The organism is Agromyces lapidis (assembly GCF_009749405.1).
Taxonomy (GTDB): Bacteria; Actinomycetota; Actinomycetes; order Actinomycetales; family Microbacteriaceae; genus Agromyces; species Agromyces lapidis.
Genome location: NZ_WBIQ01000005.1, coordinates 1 through 26631, shown reverse-complemented (window position 1 = coordinate 26631; position 26631 = coordinate 1). Strand labels below are relative to the sequence as shown.

The following is a 26631-nucleotide window of genomic DNA, read 5'->3' as shown; positions in this document are numbered from 1 at the left end:
CGCCCTTCGGCGGCGGACGGAAGCCCCGCTTCACCGGCCCGAAACACGCCCCGCGATAAGGTGGAGTGTGACTCCAGAAGAATCAGCCCCCGGGCCCGAGGCGTCGCTCGCCGACGAACCCGAGGTTCGCCGGGCGCTGGCCGAGGCCGATCGCGCCTCCGTCGCGGCGGTCGTCACGGAGCATCCGTCGTCGCCCCTCGCCTGGACCGAACTCGCCGACCTCGCCGACTCCGAGGGGCGCGCGATCGAGGCCTACGCGTACGCCGCCGTCGCCGCCGAGCTCGCCCGAGAGCAGCTCAGCGCCTCCGGTTGGGAGCAGGGCAGCGCCGTGCCCTGGGCCGATGAGCCCAACCGTGCCTACCTCCGCGCCCTCGACACGCAGCGCCGTGCCGCCGCGGCACTCGGGCTCGACGACCGCGCCGACCGCCTCGCCGGCGAGCTCGCGAGCGCCGACGCCGAGGCGCCCGCCCGCATCGCGAGCGAGTTCACCCCCACGCAGCTGATGCCCGTCGTCTCGGCGGCCGCACTGTTCGCGCCGACGGCCCCGACCGTCGCGCCCACCGCAGACCCGATCGAAGAACCCGTCGCGCAGGGCGCGACAGGAGAGGACTGACATGCCCGCGGCCGTACTCATCGGTGCACAGTGGGGCGACGAGGGCAAGGGCAAGGCGACCGACCTGCTCGGCTCGCGCCTCGACTACGTCGTCAAGTTCAACGGCGGCAACAACGCGGGTCACACCGTCGTCATCGGCGACGAGAAGTACGCGCTGCACCTGCTGCCGTCCGGCATCCTGACTCCCGGCGTCACGCCGGTCATCGCGAACGGCGTCGTCGTCGACATCGAGGTGCTCTTCGAAGAGCTCGAGGGCCTCGAGGCCCGTGGCGTCGACGTCTCGAAGCTCAAGGTCTCGGCGAACGCCCACCTCATCACGCAGTACCACCGCACCCTCGACAAGGTGACCGAGCGCTTCCTCGGCAAGCGCCAGATCGGCACGACCGGGCGTGGAATCGGCCCGTCGTACGCCGACAAGATCAACCGCGTCGGCATCCGCATGCAAGACCTCTTCGACGAGAACATCCTTCGGCAGAAGGTCGAGGGTGCCCTCGACCAGAAGAACCACCTGCTCGTGAAGATCTACAACCGACGCGCCATCGGCGTCGACGAGGTCGTCGACGAGCTGCTGTCGTACGTCGACCGGCTGCGCCCGATGGTCACCGACACCGCGCTGCTGCTGCACGAGGCGCTCGAGCGCGACGAGACGGTGCTCTTCGAGGGCGGCCAGGCCACGATGCTCGACGTCGATCACGGCACCTACCCCTTCGTCACCTCGTCGAACGCGACGAGCGGCGGGGCGATCACGGGCTCCGGCATCGCACCGAACAAGATCGACCGGGTCATCGCGGTGATCAAGGCGTACACGACCCGGGTCGGCGCCGGCCCCTTCCCGACCGAGCTCTTCGACGAGTGGGGCGACTTCCTGACCCAGCAGGGCCACGAGTTCGGCACCACGACGGGGCGCAAGCGCCGCACCGGCTGGTACGACGCGCCGATCGCCCGGTACTCGGCGCGCATCAACGGCGTCACCGATTTCGTGCTCACGAAGCTCGACGTGCTCACCGGTATCGAGCGCATCCCCGTCGCCGTCGCCTACGACGTCGACGGCCAGCGCTTCGACGAGATCCCGGTCTCGCAGTCCGACTTCCACCACGCGAAGCCGATCTACGAGGAGTTCCCCGGCTGGACCGAGGACATCTCGGGCGCCCGCGAGTTCTCAGACCTGCCTGCGAACGCCCAGTCGTACGTGCGCGAACTCGAGGCGATGAGCGGCTCGCGCATCTCGGCCATCGGCGTCGGCCCCGGCCGCGACGAGATCGTCACCCTGCACGACCTGCTCGGCTGACGGGCGCCCGCGACACGCCCGACTTCCGCCCGGGGATACCGCCGGCTCGCGCCGATCGGAGCCGTGACGCCGCCTCGGCGTCGGGGCCCGATCGTGTCCGATCGGCCGTGACTCCCCTTTCCAAGGCGTGCCCGGCCTCGATAGTGTCGATTTCGGGTGCTGCGCACCCGGGGCGACCGGGGAGGTCGTCGGGGTAGGGGGAATGCATGTCGTTCGTTCATCGACTCTTCGCCGGAGCCGTGGCCGGGATCCTCGCGGTCGGGGTGGTCGCGCCGGTCGTCGGTCCCGCGTTCGCCGCCGAAGACGACGCGGAGTTCATCCTCACGAAATCGATCAACCCGAACGAATCGCCCTACGCGCCCGGCGACCAGTTCAGCTACACGATCGAGCTGACGTGCAACAGCAACCTCGTCGACACCTGCGTGAACGCCGAGCTGAACGACACGCTGCCCGCACCTCTCGTCTTCGACCCGACCGTGAACCCGCCGGTCGCCGTGACCGGCGGCGGCACCAGCACGGTCGCCGTCGACGGCACGGACTTCACCGTCGACTTCACGACCACGGGCTCGGCCGGCGCGGGCCAGCCCTCGGGGCAGAAGGCCACCGTCACGGTGTTCGTCACGGTGCCGCAGGACATCAGCGCCGACTACAACGACCAGGACGTCGTCAACACCGTCTCGGCGACGGCCGATAACGCGCTGCCGCAGCAGGCCTCGGCGACGATCACCCTCGACGTGCCCGAGGTGCTCGACTCGACGGTGTCGAAGTCGGCCGACGACCACCAGGACGACGCCGCCCCGGGCATTCCCGCGCTGCCGGGCCAGCCGGTCGATTACACGATCGGCGGTGGCAACGCCTCGAACCGCTCGGTCGACGAGATCATCGTGCAGGACCCGGCCGACGGCACCGCCACCCCGTTCGACCCGTACCTCGTGTACACCGGGATCACCTCGATCACCCCGCCGGCGGGCGCCGACCAGGTCGAGATCGAATGGATGGACGAGAACGGGGTGTGGACGTCGGCCTACGGACCGGGGGCGATCCCGGCCGATCCGTCGGCGATTCCCGAGGGTGTGCCGTTCGACGAGGTGAAGGGCATCCGGTTCACGTTCAGCTCGTCGACCGGCGACCAGCTGCCGCCGTCGGGGGAGGATCAGGCCGCGATCGGCATCGGCGCCGAGACCACCGACGAGGTGAACTCGATTCCCGAGAACGAGTCGGTGACGGTGCCGAACACCGCGTCGTCGAACATCGTCGTGCACGACACCCCGAGCACCCCGAAGACCGCCCCGGCCGACGTGGTGATCTCGAACACCGGCCCCTTCGTCGACGTGTCGAAGGCGTTCGCCGACCCGACCCTGCTCGCGGGCGAGCAGACGACCGCGACCATCACCTCGGTGAACGGCTTCCGGCCCGTGACCGAGATGGTGATCGACGAACCGACGCCCGGTGCCCCCGATCTCGCCGACCAGGGGCTCGAGTTCGCGGGCTTCACCGACGGCGTCGTCTGGCCGCCGAATGCGACGGGCGCGAGCATCACGTACACCTACGCCGACGGCACCACCGAGACCATCCCGGCCACGGCGCCGAACACGCTGCCCGACCCGACCGCCGAAGACCTGAGCGAGGTCGTCGGCTTCACGGTGACCTTCACCGGCCCGATCATCTCGAACGCGCGTGCCGAACTGCCGTTCACCGTCACCGCGCTGCCCGTCGAAGACGGCGACGACGTCACGAGCACGAACGAGACGACCTCGACCGTCACCGACCAGAACGGCAAGCCGGGCTTCGACGCGGACTCGGCCGATGTCACCCGCCAGCCGGGACGGGTCTCGACGACGATCGGCAAGAACATCACCCGCGACTCGGTCTGGGCCATCCCCGGCACCACCACCGACGTCACCTTCGACGCGAAGGTCAACGACGAGGGACCGAATGCGGCGACCATCGGCGCCGACGAACTCATCGTGAGCGATCCGGCGAACCCGCCCACCGCTCCCGCCGTCGATCCCTTCTGGAACACCTTCGACCTCACGCAGCTGGTCGCCGGGGTGCCCGCCGACGCCGATCTCCAGGTGAACTACTGGGACGGCGATTCGTGGGAGCCGCTGCCGGGCGGCCAGCTCGACGGCGAGGGCACGCTCGTGCTCGCCGTACCCGGAGGCACCGCACCGGTGACCCGGGAGGACATCCAGGGCCTCCAGTTCGTCTACACCCCGAAGGAGGGCGAGCAGTTGCCGCCCGGCTTCGAGGTGGTCCCGTCGTTCACCGTCGAGACCCGCGACCAGTTCCGCGACGGCTCCGGCTCGGTCGCCGACCAGGCCGAGGCCGACGATCCGCTCAACGTGCCGAACGAGGCGAGCAGCGTCGTCGTGAACCCCGACGACCAGAGCCCCGACGACAACACCGACACGGCGAACGACGACATCGACGTGCTGCCGATCGACGACAACGGCGGCGACGGTCTGCCCGACCTGGTCGACAAGCAGTGGATCGAACCCCCGCTCGACCCGCTCTTCTCCTTCAGCGGCGACCAGCGCACCTCGCGCCTCTCGTGGTCGACCGAGGGAGTGCCGTTCACGAGCGTCGAGCTCACCGACGACTCGACGGCCGGCCCGTCGTTCGATGACACGGCGATCGCCTCCTCGGCGTTCGACGCGTGGAACCTCGTCGAGATCGCGGCGATCGACGCGAGCCTCGACCCGGCGATGCAGTACGACCGCATCTCGAAGGTCGAGCTCTTCGAGTTCGACGACGCCGCGGGCACGGGCGCGTGGGTCGACATCACCGCCGCCGCATGCCCGACCGCCGCCGACTGCGACGGCGCGTTCCCCGGGTATGCGCTCTCGCCTGATGAGCAGGCGTCGACCCGGGCGGTTCGACTCACGTACGAGGAGGGGTCCAACCGCGGAGGGGGCACCGGGCCGTCGGCGGGATCGGGCGTGGCGCCCTCGTACGGGCACGACCGCAACCTCGACCTCGTGTTCGAACTCCGCGACTTCACGCGCAGCGACGGCGGCCCCGTGACCGGTGACGCCCCCTCGCGCACCGAGACCTACAACACCGGTCAGAACGGCGTCGTGAACAACACGGCGGGGTTCATCGGCACAGGCCCCGTGCCCGCCGACCAGACCGCGGCCGACGACATCACCATCAAGGACCAGGCGGTCAACACGACGGTCACGAAGACCTTCGACCAGGAATCGCTGCCCGTTCCGCCGGCGTCGACCCCCGACGCGAGCTACCCGATCGTCACGGCGACCATCACGGCGACGAACAGCACCGAGGCGGCGGTGCAGACGCTCGAGATCACCGACCCGGCGCCCGGCTCGGCGACGACCGCCTACGAGTACCTCGACCTCTACCGCATCGACTCGATCTCGGTTCCCGCCGAGGCGACCGAGTCGACGGTCACGCTCACCCGTGAGGGCGGCGCGGCCGACGCGCCGATCTCGATCGCCGAGGCGCTCGCACTGGCCCCCGGCGATCTCGACGACGTCATCGGCATCGAGGTGCTGCACACCGACCCCGACGGCGTCTCGATCCTCACGACCGAGTCGAGCTCGGTCGTACTGACCTACCAGCTGCGCAAGAACGAGCGCACCTCGGGCGATCCCGTGACGACCGGCGAATTCGCGACCAACATCGCCGGTTCGGAGGTCACCCGGCCGGGCGGCGACGAATCGCTCGATGTGGCCGACGCGACCAACGCCGACGGTGTCGGCTTCGTCGACGCCGAGTACGGCGTCCAGGCGCAGAAGAGCATCGAGAGCCCGGAAGGATCCGCGAACTCCGACTCGCGAGTCGAGAACGAGAGCCCCGACGGCTACACGATCACCCTCCAGGGCCAGCCGACGGGCAACGTGCGTACGACCGTGCTCACCCTCGCCGACGCCGAGCCGACGTTCTGGAACGCCTTCGAGTTCGCGTCGTTCCCGACGATGACGCTGCCGGCGAACCTGCACCAGGTGCGCGTCTCGGCGCTGACGGATGTCGGCTGGGCCATCGACCCCGTCGACGACGGTCTCGTCTACACGTGCAACGGTTCGGCGCAGCTCGACGACTGCTGGACGACGGGCGACTGGCAGGACGCCGCGACCGACAGCACGCTCGTGCCGGTGCTGCCGAGCGGCGTGTCCGCAGCCGACGTGCGCGGGCTCCGCTTCGAGGTGCGGGCCGACGACGAGGCATCCAACTGGGAGAACCCGGTCAACCCCGTCGTGATCGTGAAGTTCACGGCGAACCAGCTCGAGAACCTCCACATCGGCCCCGCGGGCGAGGTCGACTCCGTGCCCGTGCCCTCGACGCAGCCCGGCCAGCCGATCGCCCCGGGCGAGACCGTCGCCGGAACGACCACCGACACGGTCGACGTGCACGGCGACGGTGCATGGGAGGGGCAGGACGGCACGCCGTTCGAGGCCGACGCCGACGCCTCCGACACGACGCAGCTGCTGCACCTGCAGAACGGCATCAAGGTCGTGAAGACCCCCGGCAACGGGCAGGATGGGGCGGCTTCGCAGCAGTTCCCGCCGTCGTCGGGCATCCCGTACCGGATGACGATCACGAACACGGGTGAGTGGCCGATGACCGGTCTCGAGCTCACCGACCAGGTCGCGACCGACGCGAACGGCTCGTTGCTCATCGCGCAGCCGAACGTCGATCCGACGTTCTCGTTCACCCTGACCGCGGCCGACGGCACCGTGCTCGATGCGAGCGGGTTCTCGGGAGAGCTCGACGAGCAGACCGGGGTCGTGACCATCACCGTGCCCGACGGTTTCGTATTCAACCCGGGCGACGTGCTCGTCATCTCGGCCGCGCTGCAGTTCAGGGCCGGGCTCGCGCCGGGCACTCCGGTGGGCAACTCGATCACCGCGACGAGTGATCGCACGTTCGACACGTGCGACTCGACCTCGTTCGGCACGATCACGAACCCGACCGAGACCGTCGTACCCGACTGCACGTCGAACACGACGGTGAGCCCGACCGCGGCCGCGCCGATCTCGCTCGTGAAGTCGGTCAAGGGCACTGCGGCGGGCGTGCCCGGTGCCGCTTCGGGCGATGCGAACTACGACGACCTCGGTGTGCTCAACAACACGGGCACGGCCGACGGGTGCGCCGAGCCCAACTCGCCGGCGGCCGGCTTCTACCGCAACAACTGCGTGCCGATCACCCGACCCGGCGGAACCGAGACCTGGCTGCTCAACTTCCAGAACCTCGGCAACATCGCAGCCGAGTCGATCGCGGGCATCGACGTGCTGCCGGCGCCCGGCGACACGGGCGTCACCGTCGGCACCGCGCGCGGCTCGCAGTGGGCGCCGACCTTCCTCGGAAACCTGCAGCTGCCGAACGGGCTGACCGACGCCACGGTGACGGGCTATTACCTGACGACCGTGCCGAACCGCACGTGCAACGCGAAGGACATCGAGTGGAGCGCCCGCGCGGGCGCCATGCCGACCACCGATTCGTGCTACGCCGACGTCAGCACGCGAGACTGGATCGAGTTCGACGATTCGACCCCGGCGGCCGAACTCGCGCAGGCGAAGGCGCTCAAGGTGGTCGTGATCTGGCCCGACGGCGGCGGTCTGCCCCCGGGGGCGACCGGCTCGCTCACCTTCGACACGCAGACGCCGTTCGTGAACCCGGCCGCCGTCGACGGCGGCCTGCCGATCGCATGGAACGCGATCGCCGCCGGCTCCCGCGCCGACTTCAACGACGCCGAGGTCTACCAGGGCCCGGTCGAGCCCGTGCGCTCGGGTGTCGCAGTTCCGACGGGCGAGATCGCCCTCGAGAAGGCCGTCGACGTTCCCGCCGACTGGCCAGACACGTACCCGCTGCCCGACTCGTACGACTTCGAGGCGCAGTGCACCTCGGGGGGCGAGACGGTGACCCTCGTGGGCGCCGACGGCAACCCGGTGCCGCCCGCGACCGTGCCCGCCGACGGCACCGTCGTCGACTACGGCACCGGCACGAATCTGCCGCTCTACGCCGATTGCACCGTGCAGGAGGTGCCCTCGCAGGGTTCGACGGTCACGTACGACCCCGCCGATGCGGGCGACCCGACGAAGTCTGGGCCGATCGAGGCGAAGCGAGACCTCTCGGGGCTCGAGAACGTGCATCACGGCGCGCCCGCCGACGGCGAGCTCGAGCAGGTGACCGTCACGAACACCTACGAGCTCGGCGGCTTCTCGATCGAGAAGGCGGTCGTCGACGGCGGTGCCGTCGATCAGGACGGCGACGCCATCGCGTACGACCCGGCCTACGAGTTCACCGCGAGCTGCACCTTCCTCGGTGAAGAGGTCCTGCCCGAAGCCGACCAGAGCTTCACGCTGCACGACGGCGAGGCGAAGTCGTTCGATGCCCTGCCGGTCGGGTCGGAGTGCGAGGTGGCCGAGGTCGACGCCGGCGGCGCGACCGACACGACGATCATCGTGACGGAGTACGGCGTCGAGGAGCAGAACGTCGAGGGCGCCGTCGTCGAATTCACTGTTCAGCCCGACGGCGACGACATGCACGCGACGCTCGTCGCCGTCACCAACACGTACACGGTCGGCTCGATCTCGGTCACGAAGGACGTGACCGGCGCCGGCGCCGACGCGTGGGCGGCCGACTCGTTCGAGGTTCGGCTCGTCTGCACCTGGGACGAGGCGACCACGAACCCGGTCTACGATGCCACGCGCACCATCGCCGACGGCGAAACGTGGACGGTCGAGAACCTGCCGACAGGCGCCGAGTGCACCGTGACCGAGCCCGACGACGGCGGTGCGACCGAGGTGATCATCACGCCGAGCCAGCCGGTGACCATCGGGGTCGCGGGTGAAGCCGGCGACCCGGTCGAGGTCGCCGTGCAGAACGACTACCGCGTCGGCGGCTTCGAGATCGCGAAGACGATCGCGGGCTCGGGCGTCGGGTTCAGCGAGGGCGTCGAGTTCGCCTTCCACTACGTCTGCACGTACGACGGCGTGAATGTGGGCGAGGGCGATCTCACGATCATCGGAGACGGCACGTCGGGCCCGCTCACCGCTGGCCCCGTCGAAGGGCTGCCCGTCGGCACCGAGTGCGAGGTCACCGAGACCGACGACGGCGGAGCAGACGCGACGCCCGATCCCGTGAGCGTGACCATTCCCGACGAGGCCGACGGCGTGGCCCAGGTCGCCACGGCCGCGTTCGAGAACCGGTTCACCGCCGGCGAGATCGCGGTCACGAAGACGGTCGACGGCGAGGCATCCACCGACCCCGCCTACCAGGACCTCATCACCGACGCGAGCTACACGGTGCACGTGACGTGCGCGGCGACCGTCGACGGCGAGCCGCTCTTCGAAGGCGACGTCGAGGTCACCGGGGGGCAGACCGTGACCGTGACCGACCCGGCGACCGGAGAGCCGCTGCTGGTGCCGGTCGGCACGCACTGCTGGGGCGAGGAGACCGACGACGCCGGCGCGACCTCGTCGAGCGTCGACTTCGACTCCTTCGACGACGCGGTCATCGTGACCGCCGCCGACGGCGACGAACCGCAGCAGTTCGCCATCACCGCGACGAACACCTTCGACCTCGCAGACCTCGTGATCGAGAAGACGCTCGACGGCGATGCGGCCTCGTACGCGGAGGACAAGACCTTCGAGATCCTCGTCACCTGCACGCTCGACCGCGGTCCCGGCAACGACCCGATCGTGAGCTACGACCAGGAGCCGGTCGAAGTGCCCGCGGGTGAGCAGGTGACGCTCGGCGACATCCCGATCGGTTCGGACTGCTACGCCGAAGAACCCGACGGACAGGGCGCCTGGGAGATCGAGATCAGCGCGACGGCCGACGACCCGGTGACGGTCGACGGGGGCGAGACGCCCATCACCATCACGGTGACGAACGTCTATCCCGACGCGGGCTTCACCGTCACGAAGCAGATCGACACCGCCGCGGTCGACCAGGACGGCAACACGATCGAGACCGACCTCGTCTTCCGGTTCCACGCCGTCTGCACCTTCGAGGGTGAGACCGTACTCGACGAGCAGTTCCTGCTGCGCGACAACGGAACGCAATCATTCACCGGCCTCCCGGCCGGTGCGGACTGCACGGTCGAGGAGACCGCAGCCCGGGGCGCCGTGACCTCGATGGTCGTGACGCAGAACGGCGAGTCCGACGACCTCGGCGAGACCACGACGGCCGAGTTCGTGCTGCAGCCCGACGTGGACGACCAGACCGTCAACGCCGTCACCGTCGGCAACTTCTACCCCGTCGGATCGGTCGAGGTCGTGAAGACGGTCACCGGCAGCGGGGCGGATGCCTGGGGCGGAACCTTCGGCGACTTCGACGTGCGGCTCCTCTGCACGCTGCCGCAGGCCGTGCCCGACACCGTCTACGACGCCACGCACACCCTCACCAAGGACGCCCCCGGCGACGTGTGGCTCGTCGAGAACCTGCCGACCGGTGCCGCGTGCCAGGTGACGGAGGTCGACGACGGCGGGGCGACCGAGTCGACGGTCACGCCAGAGACCTTCATCGTCGGCGACGACGGTGATGAGCAGGGGCCGATCCAGGTCGACATCGTGAACGACTTCCGCACGGGTGCGCTCGACGTGCTCAAGCAGGTCGCCGGCCCGGGAGCGCCCGACTTCTCCGAGGGGACGTTCACGTTCCAGGCGGTCTGCACCTACGAGGGCGAGACGGTCGTCGACGAGGAGCTCGTCGTCGTGAGCGACGGCGGCGAGGGGCCGTTCCGCAGTGAGACCATCACCGGCATCCCGGTGGGCGCGGAGTGCGTCGTCACCGAGACCGACGCGGGCAACGCCGACGAGCCGGCTCCCCCCGTGACGGTCACGATCGCCGACCAGGCCGTGGAGGGTGTCGAGACCGTCGTCACGGCGGGATTCGTGAACGAGTACTCGCTCGGCACCGTCGAGCTCACGAAGGAGGTCGACGGCGAGGCCGCCGACGCCGAGTGGGTGACCGGCACCGTGTTCACCGTGCAGGTCACCTGCCAGCTCGAGGTCGACGGCGAGCTCGTGACGCTCTACGACGCACCGCTCGAACTCACCGGCGGCGAGACCGTCGAGATCGTCGATGCGGAGGGCGCCCCGGTGCGGTTGCCGATCGGCACGCACTGCTTCGGCGTCGAGACCGACGCGGGCGGCGCGACCGCCTCGAGCGTCGACTTCGACTCGTACGACAACGCCGCCGTCGTCGTGGAGTCGGGCACGGCGCAGCGGCTTGCGCTCACCGCGACCAACACCTTCGAAACGGGCTCGCTCGAGCTCGAGAAGACGGTGTCGGGCGCCGTCGACGAGGCTGCCGGCAAGACCTTCGAGATCGCGGTCATGTGCGTGTTCGACCAGGGCGGCGCTGAGCCGTACGTCGCGCTCGACGAGACGGTCGCGATCACGGCGGGCGAGACGAGGAGCTTCGACGGCCTGCCCGTCGGCGCCGAATGCTGGGCCGAAGAGGTCGACGCCGGCGGCGCCGTCGAGGTGACCGTGAGCGCAACCGAGGCGAATCCGGTGGTCATCGGCACCGACGAGACCGTCGCCATCTCGGTCGACAACCGCTTCGACCCTCCGATGCCCGCGACGGGCGTCGACGGACTCGAGGCGCGGCTGACGCTCGCCCTGCTGCTCGTCGGCGGCGGGCTCGCGGCGATCGCACTCGTCGTGATCCGGCGTCGCAGGCGGCAGGCCTGAGCGGCGAGCACCCCGACTCCCGACGCGGCGGCGCCGCTGCGCCGGTGCCGCCGCCCGTTCCGGGCGTGGAGGACCTGTGCCTGAGGCAAAACGAGTAAGGATGAATGCATGACCCAGAACGACGCCACCGACACGATCATCGCCCAGCAACGGGCACTGCAGGAGCGCCTGCCCTTCGGGGACACCCGAGACCACGATGCGGCTGAGCGCGGGTTCCTCGGCACGCTCGCCGAGCCCGCGATCCGCAATGCGGCCGGCGAGGTCGTCTGGGATGCCTCGACGTACGACTTCCTGACGGGCGAAGCCCCCGACACCGTGAACCCGAGCCTGTGGCGGCAGTCGAAGCTCGTCGCGAAGCACGGCCTCTTCGAGGTCGTGCCGGGTCTGTACCAGGTGCGGGGTCTCGACCTCTCGGTGATGTCGTTCGTCGAGGGCGATGCCGGCGTGATCGTCATCGACCCGCTCATCTCGAAGGAGACGGCTGCCGCGGCGATGGCACTGTACCGCGAGCACCGCGGCGACCGGCCGATCACGGCCGTGATCTACACGCACTCGCACATCGACCACTTCGGCGGCGTGCAGGGCATCGTCGATCAGCGTCAGGTCGACGCCGGTGAGGTGCAGATCATCGCACCCGAAGGGCTCGTCGAGCACGCCGTCGCCGAGAACGTCTACGCAGGCATCGCAATGGGCCGTCGCGCCGGCTACATGTACGGGGCCGCGCTCGCCCGTGGGCCCAAGGGCGCCGTGGGCGCCGGACTCGGCCAGACGACCTCGACCGGTGAGGCGACGCTCATCGCCCCCACGCTCGAGATCACGACGACCGGCGAGAAGCACACCGTCGACGGGCTCGAGGTCGAGTTCCAGATGGCCCCGGGCACCGAGGCGCCGAGCGAGATGCACTTCTACTTCTCGAAGTACCGGGCCCTGTGCATGGCCGAGAACGCCACGCATACGCTGCACAACCTGCTCACGCTGCGCGGCGCGGTCGTGCGCGACCCGCACGTGTGGTCGCAGTACCTGACCGAGGCGATCGAGCGGTTCGGCGGCGAGGCCGAGGTCGTGTTCACGTCGCACCACTGGCCGACCTGGGGCAACGCCGAGATCCACGACTTCCTCGGGCTGCAGCGCGACCTCTACGGGTACCTCCACGACCAGACGCTGCGCATGCTGAACCAGGGCCTCACGGGCGCCGAGATCGCCGAGGCGATCCAGCTGCCTCCCGCCCTCGAGAACGCATGGCACGCCCGCGGCTACTACGGCTCGGTCAGCCACAACGTGAAGGCCATCTACCAGAGGTACATGGGCTGGTTCGACGGCAACCCGGCACGTCTGTGGCCGCACCCGCCGGCCGCGCAGGCGACCCGCTACGTCGAGGCGATCGGCGGCATCGACCGGGTGCTCGAACTCGCGCAGCAGGCGTACGACAGCGGCGACTTCCGCTGGGCGGCCACGTTGCTCGACCATGCCGTGTTCGCCGAGCCCGGCAACGAGCAGGCGAAGTCCCAGTACGCCGACACCCTCGAGCAGCTGGGCTACGGCGCCGAGAACGGCACCTGGCGCAACTTCTTCCTCTCGGGCGCGACCGAGCTGCGCGAGGGCAACTTCGGAACCCCGACCGTGACGAACGCCCCGGCGATCGTCGCGCAGCTCACGCCCGAGCAGCTCTTCGACGCGGTCGCGATCACGGTCGACGGCCCGCGCGCGTGGGACCTGTCGCTCGCCTTCGACGTCACGCTGACCGACCTCGACCGCAGCTTCCACGTCACCCTGCGCAATGGTGTGCTCATCTACGTCGAGAAGGACGCGAGCGGTGACGCTCCGCTGCACCTCACCCTGACGAAGCCCCGTCTGCTCGCGCTCGCGGCCGGCGACCTCGACTCCGACGGGCTCGGCGTCGAGGGCGACCTCGGCGTGCTGAAGCAACTGCTCGGCGTGCTCACTCCGGGCGACCCCGCGTTCGAGATCGTGCGTCCGTAGCACGACGGGCCGACGCCGCCGGGGTCGCCGACACGATCAAGGGGGATGCCGCTCCCGACGCCGCTCCACTCATCGCTTCGCGATGCGCGGAGCCTCGGCGTGCGGGCCGGGCATCCCCCTCTCGTGGTCTCTGGACCTACTCGTTGCCGACGGCCCCGTCCGCGGCCTCGCGAGCACCGTCGATGTGCTCGTCGAACTTGCCGCCCGTGACCTTCTTCGCCAGGTCGGCGACGCTGTCGAGCACCGAGTCGCTCACGCCCTCGGCCTGCTCGCTCTTCAGCGCATCATCGATCTTGTCCTTGTTGTCTTCGATGAAGTCTTTCGCCGCCTTCGTGACGTCGTCGAGTGAACCCATCGTTCCCACCTTTCGTTCGGTTCGTATCGTGCCTCGTCATCGTTGCACGGCGCCCCGCCGTAGGGAAGACCTCGGCACGTCACGTCGGATTCACCGGCGCGTGGCACACTCGAACGGTGACCGCGACGCGCCCCGCCGACGACGACCTCGTCGGCCGATTCATCAGATTGACGCCGTTCGTGGATGGCGACATCCCTGATCTGCATGCGGCGATCGGGGTGCCCGAGGTGTTCGCGGGCGGGTACGGCGGCGGGCCCGCCGGGCGTCCGGTCGATCTCGCGGCCTACGAGGAATTCGCACACGGATACTACGCGAGCGGTCCGGATTCGATGCCGTGGACCGTGCGCCTCATCGGCGGCGACGACGACGGCCGGGTGGTCGGCGCCACATGGTTCGGCGACCTCGACCTCGGCAATGAGTCGGCGCATCTCGGTGCGACCGGCTACGATCCGCGCGTGTGGGGCACCGCCGTCAACCCCGAGGTGAAGCTGCTGCTGCTCGACCTCGCGTTCCGCAACGGCTTCGGCCGGGTGAAGATCCAGGCCGACGCGAACAACGCTCGATCGCGCGCCGCGATCGAGCGGCTCGGCGCGAGCTTCGAGGGAGTGCTGCGCCGGCACAAGCGGCGAGCCGACGGCACCTGGCGCGACAGCGCCGTGTACTCGGTCATCATCGACGAGTGGCCCGCCGTGCGGGCCGGCCTCGAGGCGCGGCTCGCCGCGTTCGGTGATCGGCCGGTCGAGGTGGGGGTCGGGCGCGAGGCCTGATCCCCGCTAGCCCCAGAGCTCGAGCGCGCCGTCGATGATCGCGGCCGCGCCGCCGGCGTAGGCGATCACGATCACCGCGATGCGCGCCGCGTGGTGCGGGATGCGGCGGTGCAGCAGCTCGCCGAGGCCGAGCCCGACGAGCAGCGCCCCGATGACGAGCGGCCAGGCGCCGGGTTCGAGCTCGGGCAGCACCCAGCCGGTGGCGCCGAGCTTGCCGACGAGCGACGCCACGCCGATGACGACGAAGTAGGGCTGGGCCGTGGCGGCGAAGCCGGCCTGCGGCCAGCGGGTCGCGACGGCGTAGACGCTGAGCGCCGGGCCGCCGACGCCGGCCGAGGCGTTCATGAATCCGGACGCCGCGCCCGCCACGATCGCCGGGGTGCGCCCCGTCGCGACGTGGTCGGTGCGCGTCACGATGAGCGAGACCGTGAGCGCCACGACGACGAGCACGCCGACGCCGAGCTGGAGCACCGGGCCCGGCAGGCGCGCCGCGACGAGCGCCCCGCCGACCGTGCCGACGAGGGCGGGCACCACGAGCCATCCGAATCGCCGCCACTCGATGTGCCGCCAGACCCTCGGCAGGATGAGCAGCGAGGAGAGCACGGCGCAGAGGTTCACGAGCACGACGCCGTCGAACGGGCCGAGCAGGATCACGAGCGCCGGCGCGGCGATGAGGGCGAAGCCCATGCCGGTGACCCGTTGGGCCAGTGCGCCGACGAGCACGGAGACGGCGACGGGCAGGAGCACCGGGCGAGTCTACCTGCGGGCCTCGGGAACGTGGAGCCGGGTGAGGAAGGCGTCGGTGCCGCGCGGGACGCCGCGGCGGTCGCCGCGGGAGACGAGCACCGTCACGAGCACGGCGACCGGAACCGTCCATGCCGCCGGCTGCTCGAGGAACGGGCGCAGCGCCGGGAGCGCGGCCGAGAGCACCGCGCCGCCGAGGATGGCGATACCCGAGAGCACAGCGCCCGTGAGCATGCCCGCGATCGCGCCTCGCGCGGTGAGGCCGCGCCACCAGATGCCGAGGATCAGCATGGGGCAGAGCGTCGAGGCCGTGAAGGCGAAGACGAGCCCGACGCTGCCGGCGAGGCCCGCCGACTCGGTCGCGAGGGCGACGACGAGCGGGATGAGCGAGGAGACGACCGCGGCGATCCGGAACCCGCGCACGCTGCCGCCGAGCAGGTCTTGGCTGATCACGCCCGCGAGCGAGATGACGAGCCCCGACGAGGTCGAGAGGAACGCGCCGAACGCGCCGGCGATGACGAGGGCGGTGAGCAGCTCTCCCCAGACGCCGGGCACGAGCCGCCCGGGCAGCAGCAGGATGAGCGCGTCGGCCTCGCCCGGCGCCGCGAGGTCGGGGGCGAAGGCGCGACCGAGCAGGCCGAACGCGGTCGGGAACAGGTAGAACACCGAGAGCAGGGCGAGCACGATCACCGTCGTGCGCCGGGCGGCCACTCCGTCGGGGTTCGTGTAGAAGCGCACGAGCACGTGGGGCAGACCGAGGGTGCCGAGCAGCAGCGCCACCATGAGCGAGACTGTGCGGTAGACGTCGAGGTCGCCCGGGCCGGCGGCCGGCGGGAACGCCTCGGCGGGCGTGAGCTGCGCCGGCGGCTCGCCGTCGCCCACGAGCAGCAGCAGTGCCACGACCGGCACGGCGAGGGCCGTGAGCTTCAGCCAGAACTGGAACGCCTGCACGAAGGTGATCGAGCGCATGCCGCCCGCAGCGACGATGACCGCGACGAGCACGGCGACCGCGACGGAGCCGACCCATGCGGGCAGCCCGGTCGTGATGCGCACCGTGAGGGCCGCGCCCTGCAGCTGCGGCACGATGTAGAACCAGCCGATGACGATGACGAGCGTGGAGGTCACGCGCCGGGCCCACGTCGACTCGAGGCGCGCCTCGGTGAAGTCGGGGATCGTGTACGCGCCGGAGCGGCGGAGCGGGGCCGCGACGAAGAGCAGGAGCATGAGGTAACCGGCGGTGTAGCCGATCGGGAACCACAGCCCGCCCGAGCCCTGCAGCAGGATGAGCCCGGCGATGCCGAGGAACGACGCCGCCGAGAGGTACTCGCCGCCGATCGCCGAGGCGTTCCACCACGGCCGCACGGTGCGCGAGGCGACGTAGAAGTCGCTCGTCGTGCGCGAGACCCGCAGCCCGTAGAAACCGATGAGCGCCGAGGCCAGGGCGACGGCGGCGATCGCGGCGTAGCCGATGACGGGGTTCACTCCGCCTCCGTGAGCGAGCGGTAGCGCGCCTCGTTGCGCGAGGCGGCGCGAACGTAGAGCCCCGCGACCGTCAGGGCGAGCGGGTAGATCCCGGCGCCGAGCAGCAGCCACGACGCCGGCACCCCGTAGACGAAGGTCGAGTCGAGCGCGGGCACGAGGGCGATGGCGAGCACGAAGATCGTGGTCGCGACGGCGAAGCCGACGGCGAAGACGATCGCGAGCCGCAGCTGCGAGCGGATGAGCGAGCGCACGTAGACCCCGGCGATATCGCTCGTCGGCCCGCCGCGGTGCGGCGGCGTCGGGCGAGCGGATGCCCCGGCAGCACCCGGTCGCGGAGCGGTGACGCGGACCCGCTGCGGGGGCCCCGGGGCATCCGCTCGACCGCTCGACGACTCGCTCACGGCCTCGGACGGATGACCGTCTGGTCGAGTCGGTCGCGGAGCGCGGGCAGCAGCCGCCGGCTGACGGGCAGTTCGGCCTGGCCGACGGTGACGCTCGGATGGTCGGAGCCCAGCCGGATGCGGCTGAGGTGCGCGAGCGCCACGAGGTACGAACGGTGCACCCGCACGAAGCCCGCGTCGGCCCACTGCCGTTCGAGGTCGCTCAGCGGAACCCGCACGAGGTAGCTCGCCTCCTCGGTGTGCAGCCGCGCGTAGTCGCCCTGCGCCTGCACGTAGCGCACGTCGTCGCGGCGGATCATGCGGGTCGTGCCGCCGAGGGTGACGGCGATCATCTCGGGTTCGGCGGAGGTCTCGCGGGTTGCGCGGTTCGCCGCGCCGGCCTTCAGCGCCTCGACGATGCGGCCGACCGAGCGGTGCAGCCGCTCCGTGCGCACGGGCTTCAGCAGGTAGTCGACCGCGGCGAGGTCGAACGCCTCGAGCGCCCCCTCCTCGTCGGCGGTGACGAAGACGAGCACCGGGCGGTGCTCGAACCGGGCGAGCGCCCTGGCGAGGTCGAAGCCGGTGAGACCGGGCATGTGGATGTCGAGGAACGCGGCGTCGACGGGCTCCCTCGTGAGCAGGCGGATCGCCTCGGCGCCCGACGAGGCCTGATGGATCACGCCGATGCGCGGGTCCTGCCCGAGCAGGAACGCGAGCTCGTCGATCGCGGGCTGCTCGTCGTCGGCGATGAGCACGGAGATCATGGCTCAAGTCTCCCATCGGGGGTCGGGACCACCGGGGTCGGGGCCGCCGCGGGCCGCCTCGGCCCCGACTTCGGCACGCGCATGCGTACGAGGGTGCCTGCGCCGACGCCCGTCTCGACCACGAGCCCGAGCTCGTCGCCGTACACCTGGCGGAGGCGCGCATCGACGTTGCGGAGCCCGACGTGCTCGGCGTCGGCCGGGCCGCCCGCGAGCACCGCGGCGAGCACCTCGGGGTCGATGCCGACGCCGTCGTCCTCGACGCTGAGCTCGGCGAAGGCGCCGGAGTCGGCGGCCGTGATCGTGATGCGGCCGCCGCCCTCCTTCGACTCGAGGCCGTGCCGTACGGCGTTCTCGACGAGCGGCTGGATCGAGAGGAACGGCACCACGGTCGAGAGCACCTCGGGCGCGATCTGCAGGGTGACCTTCAGGCGCTCGCCGAAGCGTGCGCGCTCGAGCTTCAGGTAGCTGTCGATCGAGCGCAGCTCCTCGGCCACGGTCGTGAAGTCGCCGTGGCGTCGGAAGGAGTAGCGCGTGAAGTCGGCGAACTCGAGCACGAGCTCGCGGGCCTTCTGCGGGTCGGTGTTGATGAACGAGGCGATGGCGTTGAGCGAGTTGTAGATGAAGTGCGGGCTGATCTGGGCGCGGAGCGCACGGACCTCGGCTTCGGCGAGGGCGGCGCGCGAGGCATCCAGCTCGCCCAGCTCGACCTGCGCGGCCACCCAGTCGGCGACCTCGCCGGTGGCGCGGACGAGCCCGGCCCGCACGGGCGAGGCGAAGGCGACGATCACGCCGACGGGGCCCGCCCCGCCGACGATCGGCGCGGCGACCGCGTCGGTCTCCCACGCCCCGACGGGGATGCGGCGCTGCACCTGCGCCCGCCCGCCGGCGAGCACCTCGGCGACGAGCCGCTCGGCGAGCTGCCGCACGGCGTCGTCGCCGTCGATCGCGATGGTGCCGGCGCGGTCGGCGATCGCGAGGCTGTCGGCGCCGAGCAGGGCGCGCAGGTGCTTGCCGGCCCGCTGGGCGTCGGGGCCGTCGATGCCGCCGCGCAGGTGCTTCGCCGCGCGGGAGGCGAGATGCAGGGTCTGGTACGTGGCCTGCTCGGCGTCGGTGCCGAGCTCCTTCGAGGCGAGCACCAGCCGGCGCAGGAACACCACGAGGCCGACCGCGAGCGCCCCGCCGAGCGCCCCGAGGGCGGCGGCGAGCAGCATCGACTCGGGCATGCAGGCCAGCGTAATCGCTCGGCCGCCGGGGCACCCGTCGCTCGTCGGCCCCGCCCCGCCGTTCGTCGCACGGTCGACGCCGTTCGGCGACGACGAACGGCGACCGCCCCACGCGTCGGGCGGTGCGCGCGAGAGTTGGCGCACGCAACGCAGCGATGGCGGCTCCGCCAGCGCTCCGTGAAGATCACCCCCGAAGAAGGAGACGCCATGGGCAACGAGGCCCTGAGCGCGGAGACCGAGACGGCCCCACCCGTCGACTACCGCGCAGTGCAACAATCCGAAGAGTTCCAGCGACTGCGTTCGAGGCACCGGAGGTTCGTCTTCCCGGTGCTCGCCGCATGCCTGGCCTGGTATCTCGCCTACGTGCTGCTCGCGAGCTACGCGCACGACTTCATGTCGACGCCCGTCTGGGGCAACGTGAACATCGCGATGCTGCTCGGCCTGGCGCAGGTCGTCACGACCTTCGCCGTCACCACCTGGTACGTCAGCTACGCGAACCGCCGCCTCGACCCCCTCGCCGAGGAGATCCGCGACGAGATCGAGACCGCGCAGTTCGCCCCCGAGGAGGCCGCACGATGAGCGTTTCCACCGTCATCCGCGCTGCCGAGGCGGCTCCCGCTGCGCCCGGCGAGCCCTGGCTCAACATCGCGATCTTCGGCGCCTTCGTCGCGATCACGATGATCATCGTGTTCCGCGCGAGCCGCAACAACAAGACCGCCGCCGACTACTACGCCGCCGGCCGCTCGTTCACCGGCGGCCAGAACGGCTCGGCGATCGCGGGCGACTACCTCTCGGCGGCGTCGTTCCTCGGTATCGTCGGTGCGATCGCGATCACCGGCTACGACGGGTTCCTCTACTCGATCGGCTTCCTCGTGGCGTGGCTCGTCGCGCTCCTGCTCGTCGCCGAGCTGCTGCGCAACACCGGCAAGTTCACGATGGCCGACGTGCTCTCGTTCAGGCTGAAGCAGAAGCCGGTGCGTATCGCGGCCGCGACGACGACGCTCGTCGTCTGCTTCTTCTACCTGCTCGCCCAGATGGCGGGCGCGGGCGGACTGGTCTCGCTGCTCCTCGGTATCGGCGACCAAGTCGGTCAGGCGGTCGTCATCACCGTGGTCGGCGCGCTCATGATCCTCTACGTGCTCATCGGCGGCATGAAGGGCACCACCTGGGTGCAGATCATCAAGGCGATCCTGCTCATCGCGGGTGCCGGCGTGATGACCGTGTGGGTGCTCGCGCTCAACGGCTTCAACTTCTCGACCCTGCTCGAGAACGCGGTCGCGACCGCGGGCAACCCCGAGATCCTGAACCCGGGCCTGAAGTACGGCGTCTCCGACATCGCGAAGGTCGATTTCCTCTCGCTCGGCCTCGCCCTCGTGCTCGGCACGGCGGCGCTCCCGCACGTGCTCATGCGGTTCTACACGGTGCCCACCGCCAAGGAGGCACGGAAGTCGGTCGTCTGGGCGATCTGGCTCATCGGCATCTTCTACGTGTTCACGCTCGTGCTCGGCTACGGCGCGGCCGCCCTCGTGGGTGCCGACGTCATCGCCGCGGCCCCCGGCGGCCCGAACTCGGCGGCCCCGCTGCTCGCGTTCGAGCTCGGCGGCCCGCTGCTGCTCGGCCTGATCTCGGCGATCGCGTTCGCGACGATCCTCGCGGTCGTCGCCGGCCTCACGATCACTGCGGCGGCCTCCTTCGCGCACGACATCTACGCGTCGGTCGTGAAGAAGGGCAAGCCCGAGCCGGGCGCCGAGGTGAAGGTCGCGCGTCGCACGGTCGTCATCATCGGCATCGTCGCGATCATCGGCGGCATCGGGGCGAACGGCCAGAACGTCGCATTCCTCGTGGCGCTCGCCTTCGCGGTCGCGGCCTCGGCGAACCTGCCGACGATCGTGTACTCGCTCTTCTGGAAGCGCTTCACCACCAAGGGCGCCCTCTGGAGCATGTACGGCGGGCTCGCCTCGGCGATCCTCCTCATCATCTTCTCGCCGGTCGTCTCGGGCTCCGAGACGTCGATGCTGAAGACCGAGGCGATCGACTTCGCGTTCTTCCCGCTCTCGAACCCGGGCATCGTCTCCATCCCGCTGGCCTTCTTCCTCGGCTGGCTGGGCACGGTGCTCGACAAGGGCACGGAGGACCCGCTCAAGCAGTCCGAGATGGAGGTGCGCTCGCTCACCGGCGTCGGCGCCGAGAAGGCGTCGCAGCACTAGGGTTCCGGCGGCGGGTGGGGGCCCGCCGCCGGGCAGACTCGACACGGTGGCAATGCCTGTCCCAACCGTGTCGAACCGATCGGGCGGATGCCCCGGGGTCAGCCCCGAGGCATCCGCCCGCTTCGGTTCAGGGGCGGGTGCCGCGGCGGCGCTGCCGGGCGAGACCCCAGCCGATGAGTCCGAGGCCCACGGCCGCGACCAGCGCGCCGATGATGATCCACATCGTCGCCCCGGTCATGACGGACCCGGGCAGCAGGCCGATCCCCTGGAGGAGCCAGATGCCGCCGATGACGGTCAGCAGCGCGCCGACGATGACGATGAGCCAGTTCATGGGTTCCGCCTTCTCTCTGGTGCGGTGCGCTGGTCTCGACACGGCGCTTCGCGCCTGCGCGACCGACCGCACTACATGTTGATCATGTGCCCCGCCAGGCCGTGGAACGCCTCCTGCAGCGCCTCCGACAGGGTGGGGTGGGTGTGCACGTTGCGGGCGAGTTCGAGCGCACCGAGGTCCCACTTCTGGGCGAGGGTGAGCTCGGGCAGCAGCTCGGAGACGTCGGGGCCGATGAGGTGGCCGCCGAGCAGTTCGAGGTGCTTCGCGTCGGCGACGAGCTTCACGAAGCCGACCGGATCGCCGAGGCCGTTCGCCTTGCCGTTCGCCGTGAACGGGAACTTCGCGACGACCACGTCGTAGCCCTCGTCGCGGGCCTGCTGCTCGGTGAGGCCGAAGCTCGCGACCTGGGGTGAGCAGAAGGTCGCGCGCGGCATCATGCGGTAGTCGCCGAGCTCCATGGTCTCTGCATCGCCGATCGTCTCGGCCGCGACGACGCCCTGCGCCTCGGCCACGTGGGCGAGCATGAGCTTCGCGGTCACGTCGCCGATGGCGAAGATGTGCGGCACGTTCGTGCGCATCCGTTCGTCGATCGCGATGGCGCCCCGCTCGGTGAGCTGCACTCCCGCCGCTTCGAGCCCGATGCCGTCGACGTTCGGCGCGAAGCCGACCGAGATGAGCGCCTTGTCGGCGACGAGCGAGCCGGGCTGCCCGTCGGCGCCGGTGTACGACACGGTGACCGACGTGCCGTCGTCGACGACCTGCTCGACCTTCGTGGAGGCGAGGATCGGGATGCCGAGGTTGCGGTACTGGCGCGTGATCTCCTTCGAGACCTCGACGTCTTCATTCGGCAGGGCGCGGTCGAGGAACTCGATGACGGTGACCTGCACGCCGTAGTTGCGCAGCACGTACGCGAACTCCATGCCGATGGCGCCCGCGCCGACGATCGCGATCGAGCGGGGAAGCTCTCGCGTCAGGATCTGGGTCTCGTAGGTGACCACGTTCTGCGACAGCTGCACGCCGGGCAGCAGCCGCACCTGCGAGCCGGTCGCGATGATCGCGTGGCGGAAGCTCACCGTCAGGGCCGAGCCGTCGGCCCTCGTCACGTCGATCGTGTTCGCGTCGCGGAAGACGCCGCGGCCGTCGATCTCGGTGATGCCGTTCTTCTTCATCAGGAAGTGCACGCCCTTGACGTGCTTCTCGGAGACCTGGCGGCTGCGGTCGAACGCGACGCCGAAGTCGAAGTGCACCTCGCCCGAGATGCCGAAGGTCGTGGCCTGGTCGTGGAAGATATGCGCGAGCTCGGCATTGCGCAGGAGCGCCTTGGAGGGGATGCAGCCCACGTTGAGGCAGACCCCGCCCCAGTAGCGCTCCTCGATGACCGCGACCTTCAGCCCGAGTTGCGCGGCGCGGATCGCGGCCACGTACCCGCCGGGGCCAGCGCCGAGGACGACGACGTCGTATTCGCTCATGGGCGCCAGCCTATGCCTCCGCGCCGCCGGTTTCGAGGGCTGCGGGATGCCGCGCCCTGCCGTTCTTCGGCGGATTCCGGACATGGAGTCCGCTCGCGGTTCCGGGCGGGCGGGCGCCGCCGTAGCCTCGGTGGGTGAGCAGCACCGAACCGATCGAAGCCCCCGTCGAGGCATCCGAGACGCCCAAGCCGAAGCGGCTGTCGACGTGGCTGCAGTTCCTCGCGATGGGGCTCGTGTGGGGCGCGAGCTTCCTGTCCATGAAGGTCGCGCTCGAGGGGGTGTCGTTCGGGCAGGTCGCCTGGTCGCGCACGCTGTTCGGCGCCCTTGCGCTCGGCCTCATCGTGCTCGTCACGCGACCGCGTGTGACCGCGCCCGACGGCCTGCCCGGTCCGGTGCTGCCGCGCGAGCCGGTCGTGTGGGGGCACTTCCTCGTCGTCTCGCTCACGACGTGCGTCATCCCGTACCTGTGCTTCGCGTGGGCGGAGCAGTACGTGTCGTCGAGCCTCGCCTCGATCTACAACGCGACGACGCCGATCATGACGGCGCTCATGGCGACGCTCGTGTTCCGCGTCGAGAAGCTGGGGCTCAGCCGCTGGGCGGGCGTCGGGGTCGGCATTCTCGGGGTGCTCGTCGTGATCGGGCCGTGGCAGATCACGGCGCTCACCGGCAGCGTCGCCGGGCAGCTCGCCTGCCTCGTCGCGACCGCCTGCTACGGCTTCACCTTCGGCTATCAGCGCAGGTTCTTGAGCGGCCGCCCGATCGCGCCGGCGACGTTCGCCTTCCTCTCGATCGGGGTGTCGGCGGTCGTGATGCTCGCGCTGACGCCGGTCGTCGCGATCGGACCGGTCTCGCTCGACTGGACGATCGCGCTGTCGCTCGTCGCGCTCGGCGTGCTCGGAACCGGCCTCGCCTACATCTGGAACATCAACGTGCTGCGCGCCTGGGGCCCGACCGGCACCTCGACGGTCACCTATGTCACGCCGGTCGTCGGGGTCGCGCTCGGCGTGATGCTGCTCGGCGAACGCTTCTCGTGGCACGAGCCCCTCGGCGCCGCGCTCGTGCTCCTCGGCATCCTGTTGACGCAGGGTCGCCTGCGATTGTCGCGCCGGAGGGGTTGACAGATCGGGCGGGGGATGGTTGGTTAGTTACTGTAGTAACTAACCAACATGCGGCGCTGCGCGTCGCATCGCACCAGATGGGCCGGTATGGACGAATCACGTCCGATCTTCATCCAGATCGCCGAACAGCTCGAGAACGACATCATCGACGGTTCGCTGCTCGAGGGGTCGCAGATCCCGTCGATCAACGAGTTCGCGGCGTTCCTCAGGGTGAACCCGGCCACCGCGCTGAAGGGGGTGGGTCGTCTTGTCGACGACGGATTCGTGGAGAAACGACGGGGGATCGGCATGTTCGTGACGCTCGGCGCCCGTGAACGTCTCGTCGAGCGACGGCGGGCCGAATTCAGCACCCAGTACCTCACCCCACTCCTCGTCGAGGCCGAGAAGCTCGGCATCGACGTCGACGACCTGGCGGCCATGCTCGCCGCACTCCGATCCGAGAGGACCGCATCATGACCACCACCGTGGCTCGAGCGACCGGGCTCACCAAGCGCTACGGCTCGTTCACCGCCGTCGACGCCGTCGACTTCTCGCTCGAAGAGCACCGCATCTACGGGCTCCTCGGCCGCAACGGCGCCGGCAAGACGACCATCATGCAGCTGCTCACCGGCCAGCTCTTCCCGAACGGGGGCGAGCTCGAGGTCTTCGGCCGCCCGCCGGCCGAACACGCCGACGTGCTGCGCCGGCTCTGCTTCATCGCCGAGTCGCAGCGCTACCCCGAGGACTTCACGCCGGCGCACGTCTTCACGGCCGCACCATGGTTCTTCGAGAACTGGGATGCGGGGTTCGCCGAGCGCCTCGTCGCCGACTTCCGACTGCCCCTCAAGCGCCGCATCAAGAAGCTCTCGCGCGGCCAGCTGAGCGCCGTCGGCGTCATCGTCGGCCTCGCCTCCCGCGCGCAGCTCACCTTCTTCGACGAGCCGTACCTCGGCCTCGACGCGGTCGTCCGGCACATCTTCTACGACCGCCTGCTCGAGGACTACGCCGAGCACCCCCGTACGATCGTGCTCTCGACGCACCTGATCGACGAGGTCGCGAACCTGCTCGAGCACATCATCCTCATCGACCAGGGGCGCATCCTCCTCGACCGCGACGCCGAAGAGGTGCGCGGCTCGGCGACGACGATCGCCGGCGCACGCTCGGTCGTCGAGCAGTTCGTCGCCGACCGGCCGGTCATCGGCCGCGAGGCCCTCGGCGGGCTCTCCTCCGTCACGATCGACGGGCGCCTCGACCAGCCCGAGCGCGTGCGCGCCGCCGAGCTCGGCCTCGAGCTCGCTCCGGTCTCGCTCCAGCAACTCATCGTCCACCTCACCGGCACCGATCTCGCCGGTACCGCCGAACAGGAGGCCGCAGCATGACCGCCGTCGCCACCACGACCACCGTCCCGCGCACCGCACGCCGGTCGCGCTTCAACGAGATCTGGCGCATCGTCCGGCTGCACACGGTGAACCCGTCGATCTTCTTCGGCGTGCCATGGCTCATCCTCGGCGGCGCCTGGGCCGTCACGATGCTCATCGCGCTCATGCTGCGCGCCGCCGGGATCAGCGCCGCGGAGGACGGGTTCCAGTACAGCTGGGCGGTGCTCTCGCCGCAGTGGTACCTCGTCGCGGTCGGCGTGCAGGCGATCGCCTTCACCTTCTCGTTCGCACTCGGCTTCGGCGCGACCCGCCGCGACTACTGGCTCGGCACGAGCGCGATGTTCGTCTTCGTCTCGTTCGAGATGGCCGTCGCGATCGCGACGCTCGTGCAGATCGAGCAGGCGACGAACGGCTGGTGGATCGGCGCGGGCATGTTCGACGCGCTCTGGTACGGGCAGCACGGTTGGCTCTTCGACTTCTACACGAGCTTCGCGCTGCAACTGCTCGTGCTGTTCATCGGGGCGAGCATCACGACCGTCTACATGCGCTGGCGCAGTCGCGGGCTGATCATCCTGTTCTCCTCGCTCGTCGTGCTGCTGCTCGGGTTCGTCGCGACCGCGACCCTCGGAAACTCGTGGCCGGCCGTCTTCGAGTGGCTCGGGTCGATCGGGCAGGTGGGCGTGTTCACCATCCTGCTCGTGAAGGCGCTCTTCTGGGCGGTGTTCGGCTACTTCGTGATCCGCCGGGCCACACCACGCTGACCGGGCGCGGCCACCGGCCTTGAGACCGCGGCGCGGCATCCGTTCGGGGGGACGGATGCCGCGCCGCTCCCGTCGCCGCGGGGGTTACGGCTCCAACCGGGGGGGGGGCGGGGAGCCGCCGGC

General features: G+C 70.3%; 19 protein-coding genes. 11 read left to right on the top strand and 8 right to left on the bottom strand.

The window, feature by feature from the left end; genetic code table 11:
• Positions 1-67 precede the first annotated feature (67 nt).
• From GQQ93_RS07055 to GQQ93_RS07040, 4 genes are all read left to right on the top strand, one after another.
• A complete protein-coding gene (locus tag GQQ93_RS07055; protein ID WP_170296146.1) occupies positions 68-613 on the top strand; it encodes a DUF3151 family protein in 546 nt (181 codons plus the stop codon).
• Position 614: 1 nt separating this feature from the next.
• Positions 615-1901 carry an adenylosuccinate synthase gene (locus GQQ93_RS07050; RefSeq protein ID WP_157423543.1) on the top strand — a complete coding sequence of 429 codons (1287 nt, stop codon included), beginning with the start codon at positions 615-617 and terminating at the stop codon, positions 1899-1901.
• A gap of 206 nt (positions 1902-2107) precedes the next feature.
• A complete protein-coding gene (locus GQQ93_RS07045) occupies positions 2108-11569 on the top strand; it encodes a DUF5979 domain-containing protein (protein ID WP_157423542.1) in 9462 nt (3153 codons plus the stop codon).
• 108 nt (positions 11570-11677) lie between these two features.
• Positions 11678-13549 (top strand): alkyl/aryl-sulfatase, encoded by a 1872-nt coding sequence (locus tag GQQ93_RS07040; protein ID WP_157423541.1) that lies wholly within the window; start codon positions 11678-11680, stop codon positions 13547-13549.
• A gap of 136 nt (positions 13550-13685) precedes the next feature.
• Here GQQ93_RS07040 and GQQ93_RS07035 read toward each other — a convergent pair whose 3' ends face one another.
• A complete protein-coding gene (locus tag GQQ93_RS07035) occupies positions 13686-13904 on the bottom strand; it encodes an antitoxin (RefSeq protein WP_157423540.1) in 219 nt (72 codons plus the stop codon).
• A gap of 116 nt (positions 13905-14020) precedes the next feature.
• Between GQQ93_RS07035 and GQQ93_RS07030 the strand changes: the two genes are divergently transcribed.
• Positions 14021-14671 carry a GNAT family N-acetyltransferase gene (locus GQQ93_RS07030; RefSeq protein ID WP_157423539.1) on the top strand — a complete coding sequence of 217 codons (651 nt, stop codon included), beginning with the start codon at positions 14021-14023 and terminating at the stop codon, positions 14669-14671.
• A 6-nt stretch (positions 14672-14677) separates the two neighbouring features.
• On the opposite strand, the gene GQQ93_RS07025 is transcribed toward GQQ93_RS07030, so the two are convergent.
• Genes GQQ93_RS07025 through GQQ93_RS07005 form a run of 5 tightly spaced genes read right to left on the bottom strand, consistent with a single transcriptional unit; the run spans position 14678 to position 19264 of the window.
• On the bottom strand, positions 14678-15418 hold the full coding sequence (locus GQQ93_RS07025; RefSeq protein WP_157423538.1) for a sulfite exporter TauE/SafE family protein: 741 nt from the start codon (positions 15416-15418) through the stop codon (positions 14678-14680).
• A gap of 9 nt (positions 15419-15427) precedes the next feature.
• The gene (locus GQQ93_RS07020) at positions 15428-16897 is read right to left on the bottom strand and encodes a sodium/solute symporter (RefSeq protein ID WP_157423537.1); all 1470 of its coding nucleotides are present in this window, start codon (positions 16895-16897) and stop codon (positions 15428-15430) included.
• Entirely contained in the window at positions 16894-17298 is a 405-nt protein-coding gene (locus GQQ93_RS07015) for a DUF485 domain-containing protein (protein WP_157423536.1), read from the bottom strand. The genes GQQ93_RS07020 and GQQ93_RS07015 overlap by 4 nt, the downstream gene beginning before the upstream one ends.
• Positions 17295-18041, bottom strand: a complete 747-nt coding sequence (locus tag GQQ93_RS07010; protein WP_157423535.1) for a LytR/AlgR family response regulator transcription factor — start codon at positions 18039-18041, stop codon at positions 17295-17297. Before GQQ93_RS07010 ends, GQQ93_RS07015 begins: the two co-directional genes overlap by 4 nt.
• Positions 18038-19264: a sensor histidine kinase gene (locus tag GQQ93_RS07005; protein ID WP_157423534.1), complete on the bottom strand. Its 1227-nt coding sequence runs from the start codon at positions 19262-19264 to the stop codon at positions 18038-18040. Before GQQ93_RS07005 ends, GQQ93_RS07010 begins: the two co-directional genes overlap by 4 nt.
• Before the next feature lie 207 nt (positions 19265-19471).
• Between GQQ93_RS07005 and GQQ93_RS07000 the strand changes: the two genes are divergently transcribed.
• Positions 19472-19843 carry a DUF485 domain-containing protein gene (locus GQQ93_RS07000; protein ID WP_157423533.1) on the top strand — a complete coding sequence of 124 codons (372 nt, stop codon included), beginning with the start codon at positions 19472-19474 and terminating at the stop codon, positions 19841-19843.
• Positions 19840-21471 carry a solute symporter family protein gene (locus tag GQQ93_RS06995; protein WP_157423532.1) on the top strand — a complete coding sequence of 544 codons (1632 nt, stop codon included), beginning with the start codon at positions 19840-19842 and terminating at the stop codon, positions 21469-21471. Before GQQ93_RS07000 ends, GQQ93_RS06995 begins: the two co-directional genes overlap by 4 nt.
• Positions 21472-21598: 127 nt before the next feature.
• Here the strand turns inward: GQQ93_RS06995 and GQQ93_RS06990 are convergent, their stop codons facing one another.
• Entirely contained in the window at positions 21599-21802 is a 204-nt protein-coding gene (locus GQQ93_RS06990; RefSeq protein ID WP_157423531.1) for a hypothetical protein, read from the bottom strand.
• A gap of 71 nt (positions 21803-21873) precedes the next feature.
• Entirely contained in the window at positions 21874-23271 is a 1398-nt protein-coding gene (gene lpdA / locus GQQ93_RS06985; RefSeq protein ID WP_157423530.1) for a dihydrolipoyl dehydrogenase, read from the bottom strand.
• A gap of 197 nt (positions 23272-23468) precedes the next feature.
• Here lpdA and GQQ93_RS06980 point away from each other — a divergent pair, with 197 nt between their 5' ends.
• The 4 genes from GQQ93_RS06980 to GQQ93_RS06965 all read left to right on the top strand — a co-directional run bounded on the left by GQQ93_RS06980 (position 23469) and on the right by GQQ93_RS06965 (position 26508).
• Complete coding sequence (locus tag GQQ93_RS06980) at positions 23469-24389, top strand: DMT family transporter (RefSeq protein WP_157423894.1); 921 nt, start codon at positions 23469-23471, stop codon at positions 24387-24389.
• Between the two features lie 87 nt (positions 24390-24476).
• Positions 24477-24845, top strand: a complete 369-nt coding sequence (locus GQQ93_RS06975; protein WP_157423529.1) for a GntR family transcriptional regulator — start codon at positions 24477-24479, stop codon at positions 24843-24845.
• The gene (locus GQQ93_RS06970) at positions 24842-25747 is read left to right on the top strand and encodes an ABC transporter ATP-binding protein (protein ID WP_157423528.1); all 906 of its coding nucleotides are present in this window, start codon (positions 24842-24844) and stop codon (positions 25745-25747) included. Before GQQ93_RS06975 ends, GQQ93_RS06970 begins: the two co-directional genes overlap by 4 nt.
• The gene (locus GQQ93_RS06965) at positions 25744-26508 is read left to right on the top strand and encodes a hypothetical protein (RefSeq protein WP_157423527.1); all 765 of its coding nucleotides are present in this window, start codon (positions 25744-25746) and stop codon (positions 26506-26508) included. Before GQQ93_RS06970 ends, GQQ93_RS06965 begins: the two co-directional genes overlap by 4 nt.
• Positions 26509-26631: the final 123 nt, after the last annotated feature.

What these genes read in the sequence shown, in the direction of transcription:
- GQQ93_RS07050 (WP_157423543.1), top strand. Translation starts at nt 615, where the DNA reads ATGCCCGCGGCCGTACTCATCGGTGCACAGTGGGGCGACGAGGGCAAG.
- GQQ93_RS07045 (WP_157423542.1), top strand. Translation starts at nt 2,108, where the DNA reads ATGTCGTTCGTTCATCGACTCTTCGCCGGAGCCGTGGCCGGGATCCTC.
- GQQ93_RS07040 (WP_157423541.1), top strand. Translation starts at nt 11,678, where the DNA reads ATGACCCAGAACGACGCCACCGACACGATCATCGCCCAGCAACGGGCA.
- GQQ93_RS07035 (WP_157423540.1), bottom strand. Translation starts at nt 13,904, where the DNA reads ATGGGTTCACTCGACGACGTCACGAAGGCGGCGAAAGACTTCATCGAA.
- GQQ93_RS07010 (WP_157423535.1), bottom strand. Translation starts at nt 18,041, where the DNA reads ATGATCTCCGTGCTCATCGCCGACGACGAGCAGCCCGCGATCGACGAG.
- GQQ93_RS07005 (WP_157423534.1), bottom strand. Translation starts at nt 19,264, where the DNA reads ATGCCCGAGTCGATGCTGCTCGCCGCCGCCCTCGGGGCGCTCGGCGGG.
- GQQ93_RS07000 (WP_157423533.1), top strand. Translation starts at nt 19,472, where the DNA reads ATGGGCAACGAGGCCCTGAGCGCGGAGACCGAGACGGCCCCACCCGTC.
- GQQ93_RS06995 (WP_157423532.1), top strand. Translation starts at nt 19,840, where the DNA reads ATGAGCGTTTCCACCGTCATCCGCGCTGCCGAGGCGGCTCCCGCTGCG.
- GQQ93_RS06990 (WP_157423531.1), bottom strand. Translation starts at nt 21,802, where the DNA reads ATGAACTGGCTCATCGTCATCGTCGGCGCGCTGCTGACCGTCATCGGC.
- lpdA (WP_157423530.1), bottom strand. Translation starts at nt 23,271, where the DNA reads ATGAGCGAATACGACGTCGTCGTCCTCGGCGCTGGCCCCGGCGGGTAC.
- GQQ93_RS06975 (WP_157423529.1), top strand. Translation starts at nt 24,477, where the DNA reads ATGGACGAATCACGTCCGATCTTCATCCAGATCGCCGAACAGCTCGAG.
- GQQ93_RS06970 (WP_157423528.1), top strand. Translation starts at nt 24,842, where the DNA reads ATGACCACCACCGTGGCTCGAGCGACCGGGCTCACCAAGCGCTACGGC.
- GQQ93_RS06965 (WP_157423527.1), top strand. Translation starts at nt 25,744, where the DNA reads ATGACCGCCGTCGCCACCACGACCACCGTCCCGCGCACCGCACGCCGG.